The sequence below is a fragment of the Nocardiopsis oceanisediminis genome, assembly GCF_048595525.1.
Taxonomy (GTDB): Bacteria; Actinomycetota; Actinomycetes; order Streptosporangiales; family Streptosporangiaceae; genus Nocardiopsis_A; species Nocardiopsis_A oceanisediminis.
Genome location: NZ_JAFMZJ010000001.1, coordinates 5394155 through 5411054, shown reverse-complemented (window position 1 = coordinate 5411054; position 16900 = coordinate 5394155). Strand labels below are relative to the sequence as shown.

At 77.3% G+C, this 16900-nt stretch carries 11 protein-coding genes; 2 read left to right on the top strand and 9 right to left on the bottom strand.

What is annotated here, in order from left to right:
• Positions 1–165 precede the first annotated feature (165 nt).
• The 3 genes from J0910_RS23605 to aceB form a co-directional block, all read right to left on the bottom strand.
• Positions 166–1464 (bottom strand): FAD-binding oxidoreductase, encoded by a 1299-nt coding sequence (locus tag J0910_RS23605; protein ID WP_420160727.1) that lies wholly within the window; start codon positions 1462–1464, stop codon positions 166–168.
• Between the two features lie 522 nt (positions 1465–1986).
• The gene (locus tag J0910_RS23600; RefSeq protein WP_420160726.1) at positions 1987–3480 is read right to left on the bottom strand and encodes an FAD-linked oxidase C-terminal domain-containing protein; all 1494 of its coding nucleotides are present in this window, start codon (positions 3478–3480) and stop codon (positions 1987–1989) included.
• Positions 3481–3574: 94 nt separating this feature from the next.
• Positions 3575–5179, bottom strand: coding sequence for a malate synthase A (aceB, locus tag J0910_RS23595; RefSeq protein ID WP_420160725.1), 1605 nt, complete (start codon positions 5177–5179; stop codon positions 3575–3577).
• Between the two features lie 312 nt (positions 5180–5491).
• Between aceB and hflX the strand changes: the two genes are divergently transcribed.
• Positions 5492–6916, top strand: coding sequence for a GTPase HflX (gene hflX, locus J0910_RS23590; protein WP_420160724.1), 1425 nt, complete (start codon positions 5492–5494; stop codon positions 6914–6916).
• A 545-nt stretch (positions 6917–7461) separates the two neighbouring features.
• Positions 7462–8670, top strand: a complete 1209-nt coding sequence (locus J0910_RS23585) for an amidohydrolase family protein (RefSeq protein ID WP_420160723.1) — start codon at positions 7462–7464, stop codon at positions 8668–8670.
• Between the two features lie 248 nt (positions 8671–8918).
• Here J0910_RS23585 and holA read toward each other — a convergent pair whose 3' ends face one another.
• From holA to rpsT, 6 genes are all read right to left on the bottom strand, one after another.
• Positions 8919–9887 (bottom strand): DNA polymerase III subunit delta, encoded by a 969-nt coding sequence (gene holA / locus J0910_RS23580; protein ID WP_420160722.1) that lies wholly within the window; start codon positions 9885–9887, stop codon positions 8919–8921.
• 57 nt (positions 9888–9944) lie between these two features.
• On the bottom strand, positions 9945–10727 hold the full coding sequence (locus tag J0910_RS23575) for an alpha/beta fold hydrolase (RefSeq protein WP_420160721.1): 783 nt from the start codon (positions 10725–10727) through the stop codon (positions 9945–9947).
• A 103-nt stretch (positions 10728–10830) separates the two neighbouring features.
• A complete protein-coding gene (locus tag J0910_RS23570; protein WP_420160720.1) occupies positions 10831–13179 on the bottom strand; it encodes a ComEC/Rec2 family competence protein in 2349 nt (782 codons plus the stop codon).
• A 473-nt stretch (positions 13180–13652) separates the two neighbouring features.
• Positions 13653–14864 carry a ComEA family DNA-binding protein gene (locus tag J0910_RS23565; protein WP_420160719.1) on the bottom strand — a complete coding sequence of 404 codons (1212 nt, stop codon included), beginning with the start codon at positions 14862–14864 and terminating at the stop codon, positions 13653–13655.
• 503 nt (positions 14865–15367) lie between these two features.
• Positions 15368–16375 carry a hypothetical protein gene (locus J0910_RS23560; RefSeq protein ID WP_420160718.1) on the bottom strand — a complete coding sequence of 336 codons (1008 nt, stop codon included), beginning with the start codon at positions 16373–16375 and terminating at the stop codon, positions 15368–15370.
• 154 nt (positions 16376–16529) lie between these two features.
• The gene (rpsT, locus tag J0910_RS23555) at positions 16530–16799 is read right to left on the bottom strand and encodes a 30S ribosomal protein S20 (protein ID WP_017594605.1); all 270 of its coding nucleotides are present in this window, start codon (positions 16797–16799) and stop codon (positions 16530–16532) included.
• Between the last annotated feature and the right edge of the window lie 101 nt (positions 16800–16900).

Below are 16900 nucleotides of genomic sequence, written 5' to 3'. Positions count from 1 at the left end.
CCGCCTCGCGGATCGGGCGGGGCGGGCTGTTCGGGTCGGGCCTCCCGGTCCGGTGCGGCAGGGGACCGGGGCCCGCCGCCGGGTCGGCGGGGCGGGTTCCTCGGGCCTGCGGCGCCGGGACCGGCGGGCGGTCGGATCCTTCCGGTTGGTCGGTGCGGCGGGCGGTCAGATCCCGCCGGCGAAGCGGCCGGGGGAGAGCAGGCGGTGCGGGTCGAAGGCGTCCTTGACCGCCCGCATCAGCGGCAGTCCCGGCACCTCGCCCCACAGGTCGACCCCGTGCCGGCGCAGCGCGGGAGCGGCGTGCGGCACCGTCAGCGAGCCGTGCCCGCCGCTGGCGCGGACCAGGGCGGCGCGGACCGAGCCGATCAGCGCGGCGGCCGCCGCCGGGTCGGCCCCGGCGGGCACCGCGGCGAACAGCGCGCCCGAACCTGCGGAGCCGCGCACCGGAACCGGTAGGCCGGCCTCCCGGGCGCCCGCCGCGAGCGCCTCCAGGGCCTCGGCGAGCCGGGCCGGCGGCAGCACCGCCTTCAGCAGGGTGTCCCCGGGGGAACCGGGCAGGGCGCCCCACCCGGGCGGCACCGCGTCGCCGGTGTTGTCGGCGCCCAGCAGGTCGGCGGTGCGCTCGGCGCGCGCGTCGATCCCCTCCGCCGGGCCCTCCAGCAGCACGTGCAGCCGGAGCGGCCCGCCGACCGGAGCGTCCAGTTCCACCGCGGCCGGGACCACCGGTGAGGCGGCGACGGCGGCGGCGCGGGCGCGGAGCCCGGCCGGGTCCGCGGCGGTCGCCGAGACCACCCGCACCGCGGCCGGCAGCGGGCGCAGCCGGAACGTCACCGAGGTGACGACGCCCAGCGTGCCCAGCGCGCCGGTGTGCAGCTTGGCCAGGTCGTAGCCGGCGACGTTCTTCACCACCCGGCCGCCGGAGCGGGCGGCCGTCCCGTCGGCGCGGACGAACTCCATGCCGATGATCAGGTCGCGGAGCCGGCCGTGCAGCAGCCGCCCCGGACCGGACAGCCCGGCGGCGACCGCGCCGCCCACCGTCGACCCCGGGACGACCTCCTCCACCGGCAGCCGCTGCCCCGCCCCGGCCAGCTCCGACGCCAGCTGGGCCAGCGGGGTCCCGGCGCCGGCGGTGGCGATCAGGTCCCCGGCGGCGTGCTCGACGGCGTCCAGCGCGGAGGTGTCCAGCAGCACGTCGCAGCGGTCCGGCGGCGCACCCCAGTCGATCTTGGTGCCGGCGCCGCGCGGCACCACCGCCAGCCCCAGCCGGGCCGCGGCGGCCACCGCGGCCGCGCACGCCCCGGCGTCCGGCGGCGCCACCACCCAGCGCGGCACGGTGCCGCCGACCGCGTCGCGCCCGGTGCCCGCGCGGACCTCGCAGCCGCCGGCGCCGAGTTCGGCGGCGGCGTCACCTGCGGTCGCGGGTGCGGCCTCCGCCGCCGGTTCGCCTGCCGGTGCCATCGGCATCCCTCTCTTCTTCACACTGTTCCAGTGCGCGTGCCGGACCGGCGCCCGGTCCGGGGGCGCCGCTCTTCTCCGCCCGCCCGGGCGCGGGGTGCGAGGGGCGGGCGGGGAAGCGCGGCTCCGGAGCCGCCTCCGCTCCGCGGAGGCGCCGGGGCCGCCCGGTCCCGCCGCGCCACCGCAGCGGGCTCCGCGGCGGTCCCTGCTCGGGGCCGGTGCCGGGGTATGCGCCTCGGGTCGGGGCCGGCCGGAGGCGGGCGGGCACCGCTGCCTCCGCCCGGCCCGCTCGAAGGCGGAGCGCGCACCTCGGCGGAAGGGACCGGGAGGCGGCGGTGCCCAGCGGATCCGGTGCGGCCGGGCATGGGAGCGGGGACCCGGCGGCGGGCCGGCGGGCGGGCGCGGGGGCGCCGGGGAGGCGGTGGCGGAGGGGCGCGGCGCCTCGGGGAGTCGGGGCCCGCCGGGGCGGTGCGGGGCGCGGTGCGGGGCCTGTCCGGGGCATCGGCTCTCCTTCCTCCTCTGCCGGGCCGGTCAGAACAGCTCGGCCCTGCCCTCGGCGACCAGGGGGTGCGGGTGGGCGCCCTTGACCACGCCCGGGCGCTCGCCGCACAGGCGCGGGGTGGGCAGCAGCTTCTCCGGGTTGGCGGTGCCGCCCGGGTCCAGGGCGGCGCGGAAGAGGTCCATGGTCTCCAGGTCGGCCGGGCCGAACATGCGGGGCATCTGGCAGGCCTTGTCCACACCGACGCCGTGCTCGCCGGTGATCGAGCCGCCGTGCCGGATGCACAGGTCCAGGATGGCACCGGAGACCTCGGCGGCGCGGTCGCCCGCGCCGGGCTCGGCGTCGTCGAAGAGGACCAGCGGGTGCAGGTTGCCGTCGCCGGCGTGGAAGACGTTGGCGACCCGGATCCCCGACTCCGCGGAGAGCCGGGCGATGGCGCCGAGCACCTCGCCCAGCGCGGTGCGCGGCACCACGCCGTCCTGCACGATGTAGGCCGGGCTGATCCGTCCGACCGCGGCAAACGCCGACTTGCGGCCCTTCCAGATCCGGGCCCGCTCGGCGGCGCCGCTGGCCTCGCGGATCTCGAACGCGCCGGAGCCGGTGCACAGCCGGCGGACCTCGGCGGCGTCGGCGTCCACGTCGGAGGCGGGGCCGTCCAGCTCGACGATGAGCACGGCGCCCGCGCCGGGCGGGTAGTCGCAGGCCACCGCGGCCTCGGCGGCCTCGATCGCGAGCGCGTCCATCATCTCGATCGCGGCGGGCAGCACCCCGGCGGCGATGATCGAGGAGACCGCGGCGCCGCCGGCGTCCACGGTGTCGAACGCGGCGAGCAGCGTGGTGGCCTTCTCCGGGGCGCGCAGCAGCCGCACGGTGGCCTCGGTGGCGATGCCGAGGGTGCCCTCGGAGCCGATGAAGGCCCCCAGCAGGTCGTACCCGGGGGCCTCGGGGGCCTTGCCGCCCAGCCGGACCAGCTCGCCCCGGGGGGTGGCGATCTCCAGGCCGAGGACATGGTTGACGGTGAACCCGTACTTCAGGCAGTGCGCGCCGCCGGAGTTCTCCGCGATGTTCCCGCCGACCGAGCAGACCTGCTGGCTGGAGGGGTCGGGGGCGTAGTAGTAGCCGTGCGGGGCGGCGGCGCGGGTGATGTCGAGGTTGGCGACGCCCGGTTCGACGACGGCGCACTCGTTGCCGATGTCGACCTCGATGATGCGGCGCATCCGGGAGGTGACCACCAGGACGCCGTCGGCGCGGGGGAGGGCCCCGGCGGAGAGCCCGGTCCCCGCTCCCCGGGGGACGAAGGGCACCCCTTCCTCCGAGCAGAGCCGCAGCACGGCGGCGACCTGCTCGGCGGTGCCCGGAAGCACCACGACGCCGGGGACCTCGGCGTGGTAGGTCAGCCCGTCGCTCTCGTAGGTGCGGCGGCGCGAGGCGTCGGTGACGACCCCGTCCTCACCGCAGATCGCGCGCAGCCGCGGGACGAGCGACCGCAGCCGGTCCGGGTCGGTCCGCGTCGGGGCGTCCGGCATCGGGACCCGCCCTCCCCCACATCCGTCGAGACGGCCGTGCCCCCGGCCGCGCGGGGGGTGCCGCCCCGCGCGGCCGGGGCCGTTGGGCCCGACGTTACGGCATCCGCTCGTAAGCGGGAAGGGTGAGGAAGTCGGCGTAGTCGTCGGCCAGCGCGACCTCCTTGAACAGCTCCTCGGCCTGGGCGAAGAGGTCGGCGTCGAAGGCCTCGCCCTGCGCGGTGCGGATCGCCTGCAGCTCCTCGGCGATGAGCCGCTCGACCAGCTCGGCGGTGACCTTCGGGCCGTCGTCCAGGGTGACGCCGTTGTGCAGCCACTGCCAGATCTGCGAGCGGGAGATCTCGGCGGTGGCGGCGTCCTCCATCAGGTTGTGGATGGCCACCGCGCCGTTGCCGCCCATCCACGCGGCGAGGTACTGCAGCGCCACGTTGATGTTGCCGCGCAGGCCCGCCTCGGTGACGCCGCCCTCGGTGGCGTCCACCGCGAGCAGGTCGCCGGCCTTGACCGAGACGTCCTCGCGGAGCCGCTCGATCTGGTTCGGGCTGCCGCCCAGGACGCCGTCGAAGACCTCCTTGGCCACCGGGACCAGGTCGGGGTGGGCGACCCAGGAGCCGTCGAACCCGTCGCCGGACTCCCGGGACTTGTCGTCGCGGACCTTGGCCAGGGCGCGCTCGTTGACCTCGGGATCGCGGCGGCTGGGGATGAACGCGGCCATGCCGCCGATGGCGAACGCGCCGCGCCGGTGGCAGGTGCTGACCAGGAGCTCGGTGTAGGCGCGCATGAACGGCGCGGTCATGGTGACCGCGTTGCGCTCCGGGAGGAGGAAGCGGCGGCCGCGGGTGCGGTGGTACTTGATCACGCTGAACAGGTAGTCCCAGCGGCCGGCGTTCAGGCCCGCGGAGTGCTCGCGCAGCTCGTAGAGGATTTCCTCCATCTCGAACGCGGCCGGGATGGTCTCGATGAGGACCGTGGCGCGGATGGTGCCGCGCGGGATGCCGAGCCGCTCCTGGGCGACGACGAAGATGTCGTTCCAGAGGCGGGCCTCCAGGTGGCTCTCCATCTTCGGCAGGTAGAAGTAGGGGCCCTTGCCCTTGTCCAGCTGCCGCTGGGCGCAGTGCAGGAAGTAGAGCGCGAAGTCGACGATGCCGCCGGAGGTGCGCTCGCCGTCGACCAGGATGTGCTTCTCGTCCAGGTGCCAGCCGCGCGGCCGGACGACGATGGTGGCCAGCTCCGCGTCGTCCTTCAGGGCGTAGGTCTTGCCCTGGGGGGAGGTGAAGTCGATCTCGCGGTCCAGCGCGTCGCGCAGGTTGAGCTGGCCGCCGATCATGTTCTCCCACAGCGGGGTGTTGGCGTCCTCGAAGTCGGCCAGCCAGACCTTCGCCCCGGAGTTGAGGGCGTTGACGGTCATCTTGCGGTCGGTGGGGCCGGTGATCTCCACCCGCCGGTCGGTGATGCCGGGGGCGGGCGGCGCGACCTTCCAGGAGGGGTCCTCGCGGACGGCCCGGGTCTCGGGCAGGAAGTCCAGGTCGGCGCCTTCGGCGACCTTCTGCTGGCGGACCTTGCGCGCGGCGAGCAGCTCCTGGCGGCGCGACTCGAAACGGCGGTGCAGGTCGGCGATGAGCGCGAGCGCGTCATCGGTGAGGATCTCGTCGTACCGGTCGTGCAGGGGGCCGGTGATCTCGACCCCGGTCGTGGCGCCCATGAGAAACCTTCCACGAAGCGAAAGCTGGTTTTGGAATGCGGAATATGACGCTACTCTTCGGTTCGGCCGGTGGTCAATGTTGTGCGCCACTCACACCAGGGAAAACCTTTGGATCTCGGTAAAGATATCGATTCTTTCCGGTGAAGGTCGTCGTGATCTTCGGTAGACGGCAGAAACGGTGTGTTCTGTCTGTGGTTGCGGCGGGGCCGCTCCGGGGCGCGGTGTGAAAACCTGATGCCCGCCGATCGGTGCCGTGCGACGATCCCGGGAACATCGTGTGCGGACAGGGCGTTGCCCTGGCTGGAGGGATATTTGCGTACTGCTCACGACCACGACATCGACCGTGAAGACGAGACCGCCGCGGGCGCGCCCGCGCAGGGCGAGCTCGAGCTGGAGGAGCGCCACGCGCTGCGCCGGGTGGCCGGCCTCTCCACCGAGCTCGACGACGTCACCGAGGTCGAGTACCGCTCGCTGCGGCTGGAGCGCGTCGTCCTGATCGGGGTGTGGACCAGAGGCACCCAGGCCGACGCGGACAACTCGCTCATCGAGCTCAAGCACCTCGCCGAGACCGCCGGCGCGGCGGTCCTGGAGGGCGTCACCCAGCGCCGCTCCAAGCCCGACCCGGCCACCTACATCGGCCGCGGCAAGGCCGAGGAGCTGCACGGCATCGTGGAGGCCACCGGCGCCGACACCGTCATCTGCGACGGCGAGCTGGCCCCCGGCCAGCTCCGGCAGCTGGAGGACGTGGTCAAGGTCAAGGTGATCGACCGCACCGCCCTCATCCTGGACATCTTCGCCCAGCACGCGCGGAGCAGCGAGGGCAAGGCCCAGGTCGAACTGGCCCAGCTCAGCTACCTGCTGCCGCGGCTGCGCGGCTGGGGCGGATCGCTGTCCCGGCAGGCCGGCGGGCGCGCCGGCAGCAACGGCGGCGTGGGCCTGCGCGGCCCCGGCGAGACCAAGATCGAGACCGACCGGCGCCGGATCAACACCCGGATGGCCAAGCTGCGCCGCCAGCTCGCCCAGATGGTCACCGCCCGCGACGTCAAGCGCGACCGCCGCCGGACCCGCGAGGTGCCCGCGGTGGCGATCGCCGGCTACACCAACGCGGGCAAGTCCAGCCTGCTCAACCGGCTCACCGGCGCCGGGGTGCTGGTGGAGGACGCGCTGTTCGCCACCCTGGACCCGGCCGTGCGCCAGGCCCGAACCCCCGACGGCCGCGGCTTCACCCTCAGCGACACCGTCGGGTTCGTCCGGCACCTGCCGCACCAGCTGGTCGAGGCGTTCCGCTCCACCCTGGAGGAGGTCGCCGACTCCGACCTGATCCTGCACGTGGTGGACGCCTCCGACGCCGACCCGGAGAGCCAGCTCGCCGCGGTCCGCGAGGTCTTCGCCGAGATCGGCGCCGGAGAGGTGCCGGAGCTGGTGGTGCTGAACAAGACCGACGCGGCCGACGAGCTCACCGTCAAGGCGCTGCGCACCCGCGAGCCCGGCGCGGTCGAGGTCTCCGCGCGCACCGGGGCGGGCATCGACGAGCTGGTCGCCGCGGTCGCCGAGGCCCTGCCGGAGCTGGACCGGGAGGTCCGCGCGGTCGTCCCCTACCACCGGGGCGACCTGGTCTCCAGGGTGCACCAGGAGGGGCGCGTCGTCGCCGAGGAGCACACCGCGGACGGCACGTCGCTGCACGCCTGGGTGCCCGAGCGGCTGGCCGGCAAGCTCGCGGCGTACGCGGGGGCCTGAACCGGCGGAACGGGCCGCCGGCCGCACGGGCGGGGCGGGCACCGGGGAACGCGCCCCGGAGCCCGCCCCGCCCCTTTTCCCGCCGGTCCGGGCCCGCCCGGACCGGCGCGCCGGAGGACGCCCCGGAAGAGAGCGCCCCGGTGCCCGGCCGCTCCGCCCGGCGGAGCGGCCGGGCACCGGGGCGCGGCGAAAACGTGGCGATCCCGGCGAAGGCCCCGGCGGCCTCCCCGCCGGAGCGGCCGGAGGCGCGGCGCGGCGGCGGAACCCCGCACGGGGCTCCGCCGTTGGGCCTATCGTGGGGGTGCCCCTTCGGACCGGGACCCGCGGGTGCCCGACCACCGGCGGCAGAGGTGTACACGCCCCAGCCGATGAACTAGGTTCTACGACCATCGGCGCGGCACGCCTGCGCCGCCGGCCTCCCCAGGCCGCACCGCCGTCCTCCCGGCCGGACCAGCTGAGATCGAGGTCGCCTATGCACGCCCTGCCGTCGAGCCCTTCCGAGCCGGCCGCGCACCCGCGGCCGTGACCCCGGCCGGGGCGAGACGATGACCGTACGACTCCTCACCAATATCGGCCGCCTGTGGACCGGGACGGACCTGCTCAGCAACGCCGCGATGCTGCTGAGCGACGACCGGGTCGCCTGGGTCGGCGCCGCGGCCGACCTCCCGCAGAGCCTGCCCGGGGTGATCGACGACATCGTCGACGTCGACGAGGTGGACAACCTCGGCGGAGGCCTGGTGACCCCGGGTCTGATCGACGCGCACAGCCACCCGGTCTACGCGGGCAACCGCTACGCCGAGGTGTCGATGCGCGCGGGCGGCGCCACCATGGCCGAGATCAGCGGGGCGGGCGGCGGGGTCGCCTCCACCGTCACGGTGACCCGCGGGACCGACCCGTGGACCCTGTGCAACGCGGTCCGCGAGCGGCTGCGGCGCTGGGTGCTCTCCGGGTGCACCACCGTGGAGACCAAGACCGGCTACCACCTCACCCGGGACGGCGAGCTGGCCGACGTGCGGCTGCTCCGCTCGCTGGAGGAGGAGCCGGGCATGCCCCGGCTGCACGTCACCTTCTTCGCCGCGCACGCGGTGCCGCCGGAGTACTTCGGCCGCCCGCACGACTACGTCGAGGCGGTCGCCTCCTGGCTGGGCGACGCCGCGCAGGCCGGCGCGGAGGGCGTCGACGTCTACTGCGACAACCACCAGTTCACCGCCGAGGACGCGCAGCGCCTGCTGGCCGCGGGCCGCACCGCCGGCCTCCGCACCCACGTGCACGCCTGCGCCAAACCGCGGCACGGCGCCGTCCGGATGGCCGCCGACATGCAGTGCGACTCGGTGGACCTGCTGCACGACACCGACGAGGACGACGTCCTCGCGCTGGCCAAGACCGGCACCCCGGTGGTCGCCTGCCCCACCACCTCGCTGCTGGAGCAGCGCCGGCCGCCGATCCGCGCCCTGCTCGACCACGGCGTCCCGGTCGCGCTGGGCACCGACCACAACCCGGGCCAGTCCGGCGCGACCTCGCTGCCGCTGGCCATCTCCCTGGCGGTCTCCATGTTCGGGATGAGCGTGCTGGAGGCGCTGCGCGCCGCCACCGCGGGCGGCGCGCTCGCCCTGGGCAGCACCGACGTCGGGGTCCTCGCCCCCGGGCGCTACGCCGACATCGTCCAGTGGGACGCCGACCACGAGGGCGCCTTCGCCTGGTCCTACGGCCTGAACACCATCCGGGTGTGGCGCGGCGGCGAGACCATCCGCTGACCCCGCGCCGCCGGGAAACCGGTCCGGGGGAGGCGGCGCCGGAGCCGGACGCGGCCGGCGCCTCCCGGGCGACCGGCCGCATCTCCGCGCCGCCGCGAGCAGGTCCGCGACGCGGCCGCGGCCGGAGGGGCTCTGTCGGGCCGCCGATGCGGGGCCGGTGTGCGCGGGCCGGGCGGGCGCCCGGCGGAGCGGTGCCCCGATCGGCGCGGGGCGGGCCGGCGGGGATCCCCTCGTCCCGCGCGGCCGGGTCAGCGCTTGGCGCGGTTGGTGGCGATCTCGATGACGGCCCGCTCCAGGGCATAGGCGGGGTCGCGGCCGGCGCCCTTGATCAGCGCGTCGGTCTCGGCGATGATCCGCATGGCGTGCGCGACGCCCTGCGGGGTCCAGCCGCGGGCCTGCTGGCGGAGGGTCTTCAGCTTCCACGGCGGCACCTTGGCGCGCTTGGCCAGTTCGGCCTCGGGGACGCCGCGCGGCGGCTGGGCGGCCACTGCGAGCCCGCGCACCGCCCCGGCCAGCGCGCTGTTGATCAGCACCGGAGCGGTCCCCACCGACAGCGACCAGCGCAGCTGCTCCAGAGCCTCGGGCAGCCGGCCCTCCACCGCGCGGTCGGCGACGGTGAAGCCGCTGGCCTCCGCCTTGCCGGAGTGGTACCGGGCGACCGCCGCGGCGTCCACCCGGCCCTCGGTGTCGGCGATCAGCTGGGTGCAGGCCGCCGCGATCTCCCGCAGGTCGTTGCCGACCGCGTCGAGCAGCCCCTGGGCGGCGTCCGCGGTGATCTGCCGGCCGGCGCGGGAGAACTCGTCCTTGATGAAGCGCAGCCGCTCGGCGGGCTTGGTCGGCTTGGCGCAGTCGACCCTGGCCGCGCCGGCCTTCTTCGCCGCCTCCAGCAGCGCCTTGCCCTTGGCGCCGCCGGCGTGCACCAGCACCAGCGAGACGTCGTCGGCGGGGTCCTTGAGGTAGCCGGTCACCTCCGCGGCGAGGTCCTTGACCAGGTCCTGGGAGGAGCGCAGCACCACCACCCGGCGCTCGCCGAACAGCGACGGGGAGACCACCTCGGCGAGCTTGCCCGCGCTCACCTGCGACGGCACCAGGTCGTGCACGTCCACCTCGGGGTCCTCCGCCCGCACCTGCGCCACCAGCGCGGCGACGGCCCGGTCGACCAGGAGCTCCTCGTCGCCGACCACGAGGGTCAGCGGAGCGGCAGGGGTGGAAGCCATGACAGCAGCATGCCATGGGCCGGGGACCGGACGGTGCGGATCGGAGCGCGGCCCGGCTCACCATCCGATGCCGTCGAGGAAGCCGGCGAGGACCCGGTCGAACTCCTCCGGGCGGCACAGGTTGGAGGGGTCGAAGGAGTCCTCGACCACGGCGAGCCGGCCGTCCGGCACCGCCTCGGCGATCCGCCGCGACATCGGCACCAGCCAGGGGGAGTCGCCGGCGACGGCCAGCACCGGGCAGCCGAGGGCGGGCAGCTCCGGCAGGTGGTCGACGCGGTTGAGGGCGTAGCGGATCTTGACGGTCTCCAGCCGCCGCATCCGCGCCAGGCCGGCCTCCAGGTGCCGCAGGGCGTGCGGCCACCGCGCGTACTGGTGCCGGATCCCGGGGCGGAGCAGGCCGGGGAAGAGCCACAGCCAGCCGGTGGCGTAGAGCAGGGCGAGGTTGGCGGCCTCGGCGGGGGAGCGGGGCCGGGTGCCGGCGAAGGAGTCCACGGTGACCAGCCCGGCCACCCGGTCGGGGGCGTCGAGGGCGAAGCGCTGCGCCAGCACGCCGCCGTAGCTCACCCCGCAGACCACGACTCGCCCGACCCCGAGGCGGTCCAGCACCGGGCCGATGTCCGCGGCCTGCCGGGACAGCACGTTCCGCCACCCCCGCAGCGGGGAGGAGCCGCCCGCGCCGCGCGGGTCGAGCGCTATCACGCGGTGGTCCGCGGAGAACCGCTCGACCTGCGCGGCCCAGAGGGCGCGGTCGAAGCCCAGGCCGGGCAGGAGCAGCAGCGCCGGGCCGGACCCGCGGTCCTCGCAGCCGATCACGGTTCCGCCGATCCGGATGTCGGGCACGGGGACGCACCTCCTGGCGGCGGCCGGGCCGGCCGCGGGAGCGGACGGGGACCTCTCCAGCCCTATCAACCGCCGCTCCCCGGGGGCGTGGGCCCCGCCGGTCTCACCCGCCGAGCGGGCCGCGGGCGGCGATGCGGGGGCCGCCCGGTCCGGGCAGGACCGCGATGTCGCCGTGCAGGTCGGTGCGGTAGTGGGCGGGGGTGAGCGATTCGAGCGCCCGGACCGTCTCCGGGGCCGGGTGGCCGTAGCGGTTGTCCGCGCCGACCGAGGTGACGGCGGCGCGCGCCCGGGTCGCCCGGAGGAAGCCGCGGTCCTGGGCGCCCGCGCCGTGGTGCGGCGTCTTGAGCACGTCGACCCCGCGCACCAGCGGCTCGGACATCAGCGCGCGCTGGGCGCTCTCCTCGACGTCCCCGGTGAGCAGCAGGGTCAGCGGTGCGGCCGCCCCGCCGCCCGGCGGCTCCCAGCGGGCGTGCAGCACGATGCTGCGCGCGTTGCCGTCCTCCGGATCGGCGGCTCCCGGGGAGGGGCGGGGCCAGAGCGCGCGCAGCGTCCACGGGCCGAGCGTCCAGGCGTCGCCGGAGGCGGCGGTGCGCGGGCGGACACCCGAGGCGGCCAGCGCGGCCGAGGCCGCCGGCGCGTCGAAGCCGTCCGGGACCAGCGCGCCGCCGACCGGGCGGCCGGACAGCGCCCCCGGCGTCCCGCCGACGTGGTCGGCGTCGCCGTGGCTGAGCACCAGCAGCGGGATCCCGTCCACGCCCAGGTCGGACAGGCAGCGGTCGACCGGCCCCGGGTCCTGGCCGGTGTCCACCACCGCGGCCCGCCCCGGAGCCACGGAGAGCACGGCCGCGTCGCCCTGGCCGACGTCGCACAGGACCGCGGCCCAGCCGCGCGGCGGCCAGGCGGGCACCGCGCAGGTGGTGGCCGCGGCGGAGAGCACCACCGCCAGCAGCGCCGCCCTGGCCCGCCCGCGCACCACCAGGAGCACGGAGACCAGGGCGGCGAGCCCGGCGGCGCCGACGGCGTCGCCCCGCCACGGCACCGCCGCGAAGGGGACCCCGGAGGCCGCGTCCGCGATCCGGGCGATCAGCAGCACGGCCGTGCCGGGGACCCACGCCGCGGCGGCCGCCCCGGCCGGCCAGAGCAGGGCGGCCGCGGCGGTGCCGAAGCCGCCGACCATCGCGACCGGGACGAGCGGCGCCGCAACGGCGTTGGCCGGCACCGCCACCCAGCCCACCTCCGGCCGGAGCAGGACCAGGACCGGCAGGCAGGCCAGGTGCGAGGCGGCGGCCACGGCGAGCGCGTCGGCCGCCGCGGCGGGCATCCGGGCGGCCAGCAGCCGGCTCCAGCCCGGGGCGAGGACCATGATGCCGCCGCTGGCCAGGACGGACAGCGCGAACCCGTAGGACACGGCGAGCGCAGGGTCGAACAGCACCAGGACCATGACCGCGGCGGAGAGCGCGGCCAGCCCGGTGCGGTCCCGGCCGAGCGCGGTCGCCAGCAGGGCGATCAGCCCCATCAGCGCGGCCCGCAGCACGCTGGGCCCGGGGCCCGCCACCAGCACCATGGCGCCGATGAGCCCCGCGCCGGCCAGCGCGGTCGGCCACGGAGGGCAGCGCAGCCACCGCCCGGCGGCCAGCACCGCACCGGTGAGCAGCGCCAGATGGGAGCCGGAGACGACCATCAGGTGCGTCATCCCGGCGGCCCGGAAGTCCTCGGCGGTCTCCTCCGGGACGGCGGAGGCGTCGCCGGCCACGAACGCGGGCAGCAGCGCGTCGGCCGGGGCGGGAAGCCCGGCGGACGCGGCGCGCAGCCGGTCCCGGAACCCGCCGGCCCAGGCCTGGGCCGGCACCGGAGGGGCGGTGGAGGCCGGAGGGCCGCGCACCGGGAGCAGCCCGTGCACGGTCCCCGGCCCGGCCGGCAGCACCGGACCGCTCACCCGGACCCGCTCGCTCGGCAGCACGGCGCGCCACTCCTCGCCCGAGACGAGCAGCACCACGGGCACCCGGATCGCCGCCCGCCCCGCCCCTTCGCCGGGGGCGGCCCACACGGTGCGCGCCGGGACGGTGAACCCGGGGCCGCCGCCGAACGAGGGCCCCTTCCGGGGGCGCGGGACCTCGGCGACCTCCACCTCGGCGGTCAGCTCCCCGCCGGTGCGCGCCAGCGCGGCGACGGGGGACGACTCCACCGCCGCGAGCCGCCCCCCGCAGGCCAGCGCGGACGTCGCCGAGCAGAGCGCCGCCGCCGCGACCGCCGCCGCCCACCCCGCCCGCCGTACCGCGGGGACCAGGGCGAGGAGCGCGCACGCCAGCAGGGCCCCGGCCGCGCACAGCGCCGCCCGGGCGCTCCCGCCGCCGAGCAGCGCGGCGGCCGCCCACACCCCGAGGGCCGGACCGGCCAGCCGGACATCGGCCACCCGCTCCCGGGTCGGGGCATCGGTCCCGAACAGGTTCATCGGACTCCCTTCGGACGGTTCCCTCGAGGCGGGCCGCCCGGCCGCGGAGCGGCGCTCCCGGCAGCGGCGGGCCGCCCGCCCTCCCCGCGCGGTCCCCGGCGCCCCGGCCGCCTCCGAGGCTGTTGGATATGCGCCCGGCCGCCCGGAGTGTCCGGCCGCGGGCCGCCCTGCAGCCGGCCCGCCCCGCGCCCGTCCTTGTCGGGCTCCGGGCCGTTGCCTTTGCCCCGGCCCGCCGGCCTTGCAGCCCCGCACGGGACGCGCGTCCAGGGCCGGGGAAAGCGACAGCCCGGAGCCCGACGTCGTCGTGGGGATGGGGCTTCCCGATGAAGGCGGGCGTCGGGGCCCGACGGAGGCAGGCGCGGGGCCGAGGCGCCACGTGGGCGGCGGCCTTCTGCGCTGCTCGGGGAGGACGCTCCACGCTTCTCTACCTCTCCTCCGGGGTGGGACCGGGGCGCTGCGGGACCGGACGGGGGTCAGGGCGGGGCGGGAGGGGCGCCGCCGACCTGGACCAGGGGTTCGAGTTCGGCGAAGCGCTTCTCGCCGATGCCGCTGACGTCGCGGAGCTGGCCGACGGAGGCGAATCCGCCGTTCCGGGTGCGGAAGGCGATGATGCGCTCGGCGAGCACCGGTCCGACGCCGGGGAGTTCCTGGAGCTGCTCCGGGGTCGCGGTGTTCAGGTCGATCGGGCCGGCGGGCGCGCCCGGCGGCCCCGGAGCGCCCGGCGGGGGCGGTTCCGGCTGGTGCTCCTCGCCGACCAGGATCTGCTCGCCGTCGGCGACCGGGCGGGCCAGGTTCAGCGACCCGGGATCGGCGTCCGGGGCGAGGCCGCCGGCGGCGTCGATCGCGTCGGTGACCCGCGATCCGGCAGGGAGGGTGATCACCCCCGGCTTCCGCACGTCCCCGCCGACGTGCACGGTCACCTTGCCGTTCGCGGCCGGGGGCGCGGGGCCGGCGGCCGGCGCGGAAGGCCCGTCCGGCGGCGGGGCGGTCTGCGCTGAGGAGGCCGCGGCCGGGTCGGCCCGCGGGCCGGGGAGGGCCTCGGCGTCGGGGCGGGCGCGCAGAGCGAACCAGGCGGTGGCGGCCACCGCCAGCGCGCACAGCGCGGCGAGGGCGACCAGGCCGTGCCGGCCCAGCCGGGGGCGCTCGCCCTCCGCCCGCCCGGGGAGGCGGCCGAGGACCTCCTCCAGCAGGGAGCCCCGGGAGGGAGCCTCGGCGTACCCGCGGGGGAGCGGCGGATCTCCTCCGGCGGGCCCCGGGGGTCCGCCCGGCGGTGCGGCGGGTTCGCGGGCATCGTCCGGTGGCGCGGCGCGTCTGCGGGCGGCGGCCGCATCCGGGGCGGCCCGGGCGGAGCGCTCCGCGCGGGCGGGGCGTCTGCCGCGGGAGGCCCGGTCCGGGGCGTCCAGCGGCGGCCGGGGCCGGGGCCGGGGCAGCGGTTCGGCGGGGAGGCCGCCGGAGACCGGGGCGGACCGGGCGGGAACCGCGTAGGGCGGTGCCGGGATGGCGGAGGTGTCCGGGGCGGCGGCCTCGGCGGTCGGGGGCGCCCCGCCCTCTTCCCCGGGAGGGCCGGGCAGCGGCCGGGGCGCGGCGGCCCGCAGCCGGCGCAGGGCGGCGCCGACGGGGTCGTCGCCCCGGGAGGGGGCGGGCTCGGAGCGGGGGCGGCGGAGGCGGTCGGTGAAGAGCGGCATGCCGGCAACGCTAAGGACCCCGAGCCCCGGTGGCGGAGCGGATTCTCCGGCTGTGGACAGAGCCCTGTGGACGGTGAGCCCCTGTGGACGGCCGCCCCGGTCCCGCCTCTGCCCCCCGGGGCTCCGCCGGAGGAGAGGCGGGCCCCGGGCCCGGACCGTCCCGCCCGGGCCGGCCGGCCCGCGAGCCTCCCTCCGGCCCCGTGGAGCCGGCGGCCTCGCCCGGTCCGGGCGGCCTCGGGGCGTCTGCCGCCGCAGGCCGCCGGCCGCCTTCCAGGATGAACGGGGCGCCCGCGCCGGTCTGCCGCCCGGGCGGCGCCGGCCGCCGCGCGCTTCGGGCGGGACGGCGCTCCCCCTCGCCCCGACCGGCCGGACGCCCCCGCAGGCCGGGCGGTCTCGAGCGGGTGCCGCAGATGAGGGGCCGCACCGGCCCGGCCGTGCGGGCCTCGGCCGAACGCACGGGACCGGCCCGGTGGGCGGCGGCGTCCGGCGGGACCCCGCGGCCGTCACGCCCGGTCCGGGACCGGGGGGAGGTCCTGCCGGGTCAGGCGGCGGAGCCAGGCGGCGGTCTGGCGGAGGTGGGCACCGCGGACCTCGTCGCGGAGTTCGGGGAAGACGCGGGTCCAGGCCAGCGCCCTGGAGATCGCGCCCAGGCGCAGCGCGCGGCGGACCGCGGCGCGCAGGTCCGCGGGCGGCGCGGTGCCGCTCCACGGTTCGAGGTAGGCGTCGCGGAGCCGGCGCAGCACCCGCACGCCGGGGGAGAGCTCCGCGGAGATGAAGTCGAAGGGGATGAGCAGGCTGGTGAACGGGTGCGCGACCGCGGCGTCCCCCCAGTCGATGAACCGGTAGCCGCCCGCGTGCCGGAACACGTTTCCCATGCTCAGGTCGGAGTGGTCGACCGAGGCGGGGACCCCGGAGCCGGCCAGCGCGCCGGCGAACCGGTCCAGGCCGGCGCGGAACGCGGCGACCGCCGGAAGGTCCTCGCCGAGCTCGGCGGCGACGCCCGGGTCGGAGAGGAGCCCGTCCAGGCGGTGGCCGAGCACGGGCGGGCGCAGGTCCGGGACGCCCAGCACGAGCATGTCGCGGACCCGCCCGGTCAGCCCCCGCTGCAGCTCGGCGTAGCCGCGCAGCACCGACTCCCAGACCGCGAAGTCGCGCAGGGAGCGCATCTGGCCGACCATCGGGGCCCCGCCGTCGGGCAGCAGGGACCAGCCGCGCTTGGCGTCCACGGCGATGGGGGCGGGCACCCTGCCGGGGACCCAGGCGTGCAGCGCGCCCAGCAGCGCCGCCTCGAAGGCGGACTCGGGCGGGTCGGCCTTGAACCAGACCGGGCCGTGCGAGGTGGCGAACCGGGCCGTCGTCGACCAGGGCCGGACCCGGACCCGGGGCGGGGCGTGCAGCGGCTCGATGCCGCGCTCGGCCAGCCGCCCCTCGATCCACGCGGACAGCTCGCCCCTGGCTCCGGGCTCCTCCCACAGGGCCAGGCGCAGCCGGGTGTAGTCGACGCCGTCCACCCCTCCCAGGCTAGATCAGCCCCGGCCGGGAGTCCTGGGCCGCGCGGGAACCGGGGAGAGAACCCGTCCGGGGAGGGGGGCGGCCCCGGGCCGGAACGGCGACGGGCGGGTCGCACCGGAGAGGTGCGGCCCGCCCGCGGCGGTACGTGCGAGGTCAGGCGCTCTTGGCCTGCTCCAGGCGCTTGGCGATGGCGCTCTTGCGGTTCGCGGCCTGGTTCTTGTGGATGACGCCCTTGCTGGCGGCCTTGTCCAGCTGGCGGGCGGCGGCGCGCTGCAGCTCGGTGGCCTGCTCCACGTTCCCGGCCTCGGCGGCCTCGCGGAACTTGCGGACGGCCGTCTTCAGGGACGACTTGACCGCGCGGTTCCGGATCCGGGCCTTCTCGTTCTGCCGGATGCGCTTCTTCTGCTGCTTGATGTTGGCCATGCGAAAACGTGCTCCAGTAACTTTCGATCAGTGAGGCGACACACGCGGCCCCGTCCGCGGGCAGCCGTTCCGCGGGAGGCCGGGCGAGAACCGGCACCGAG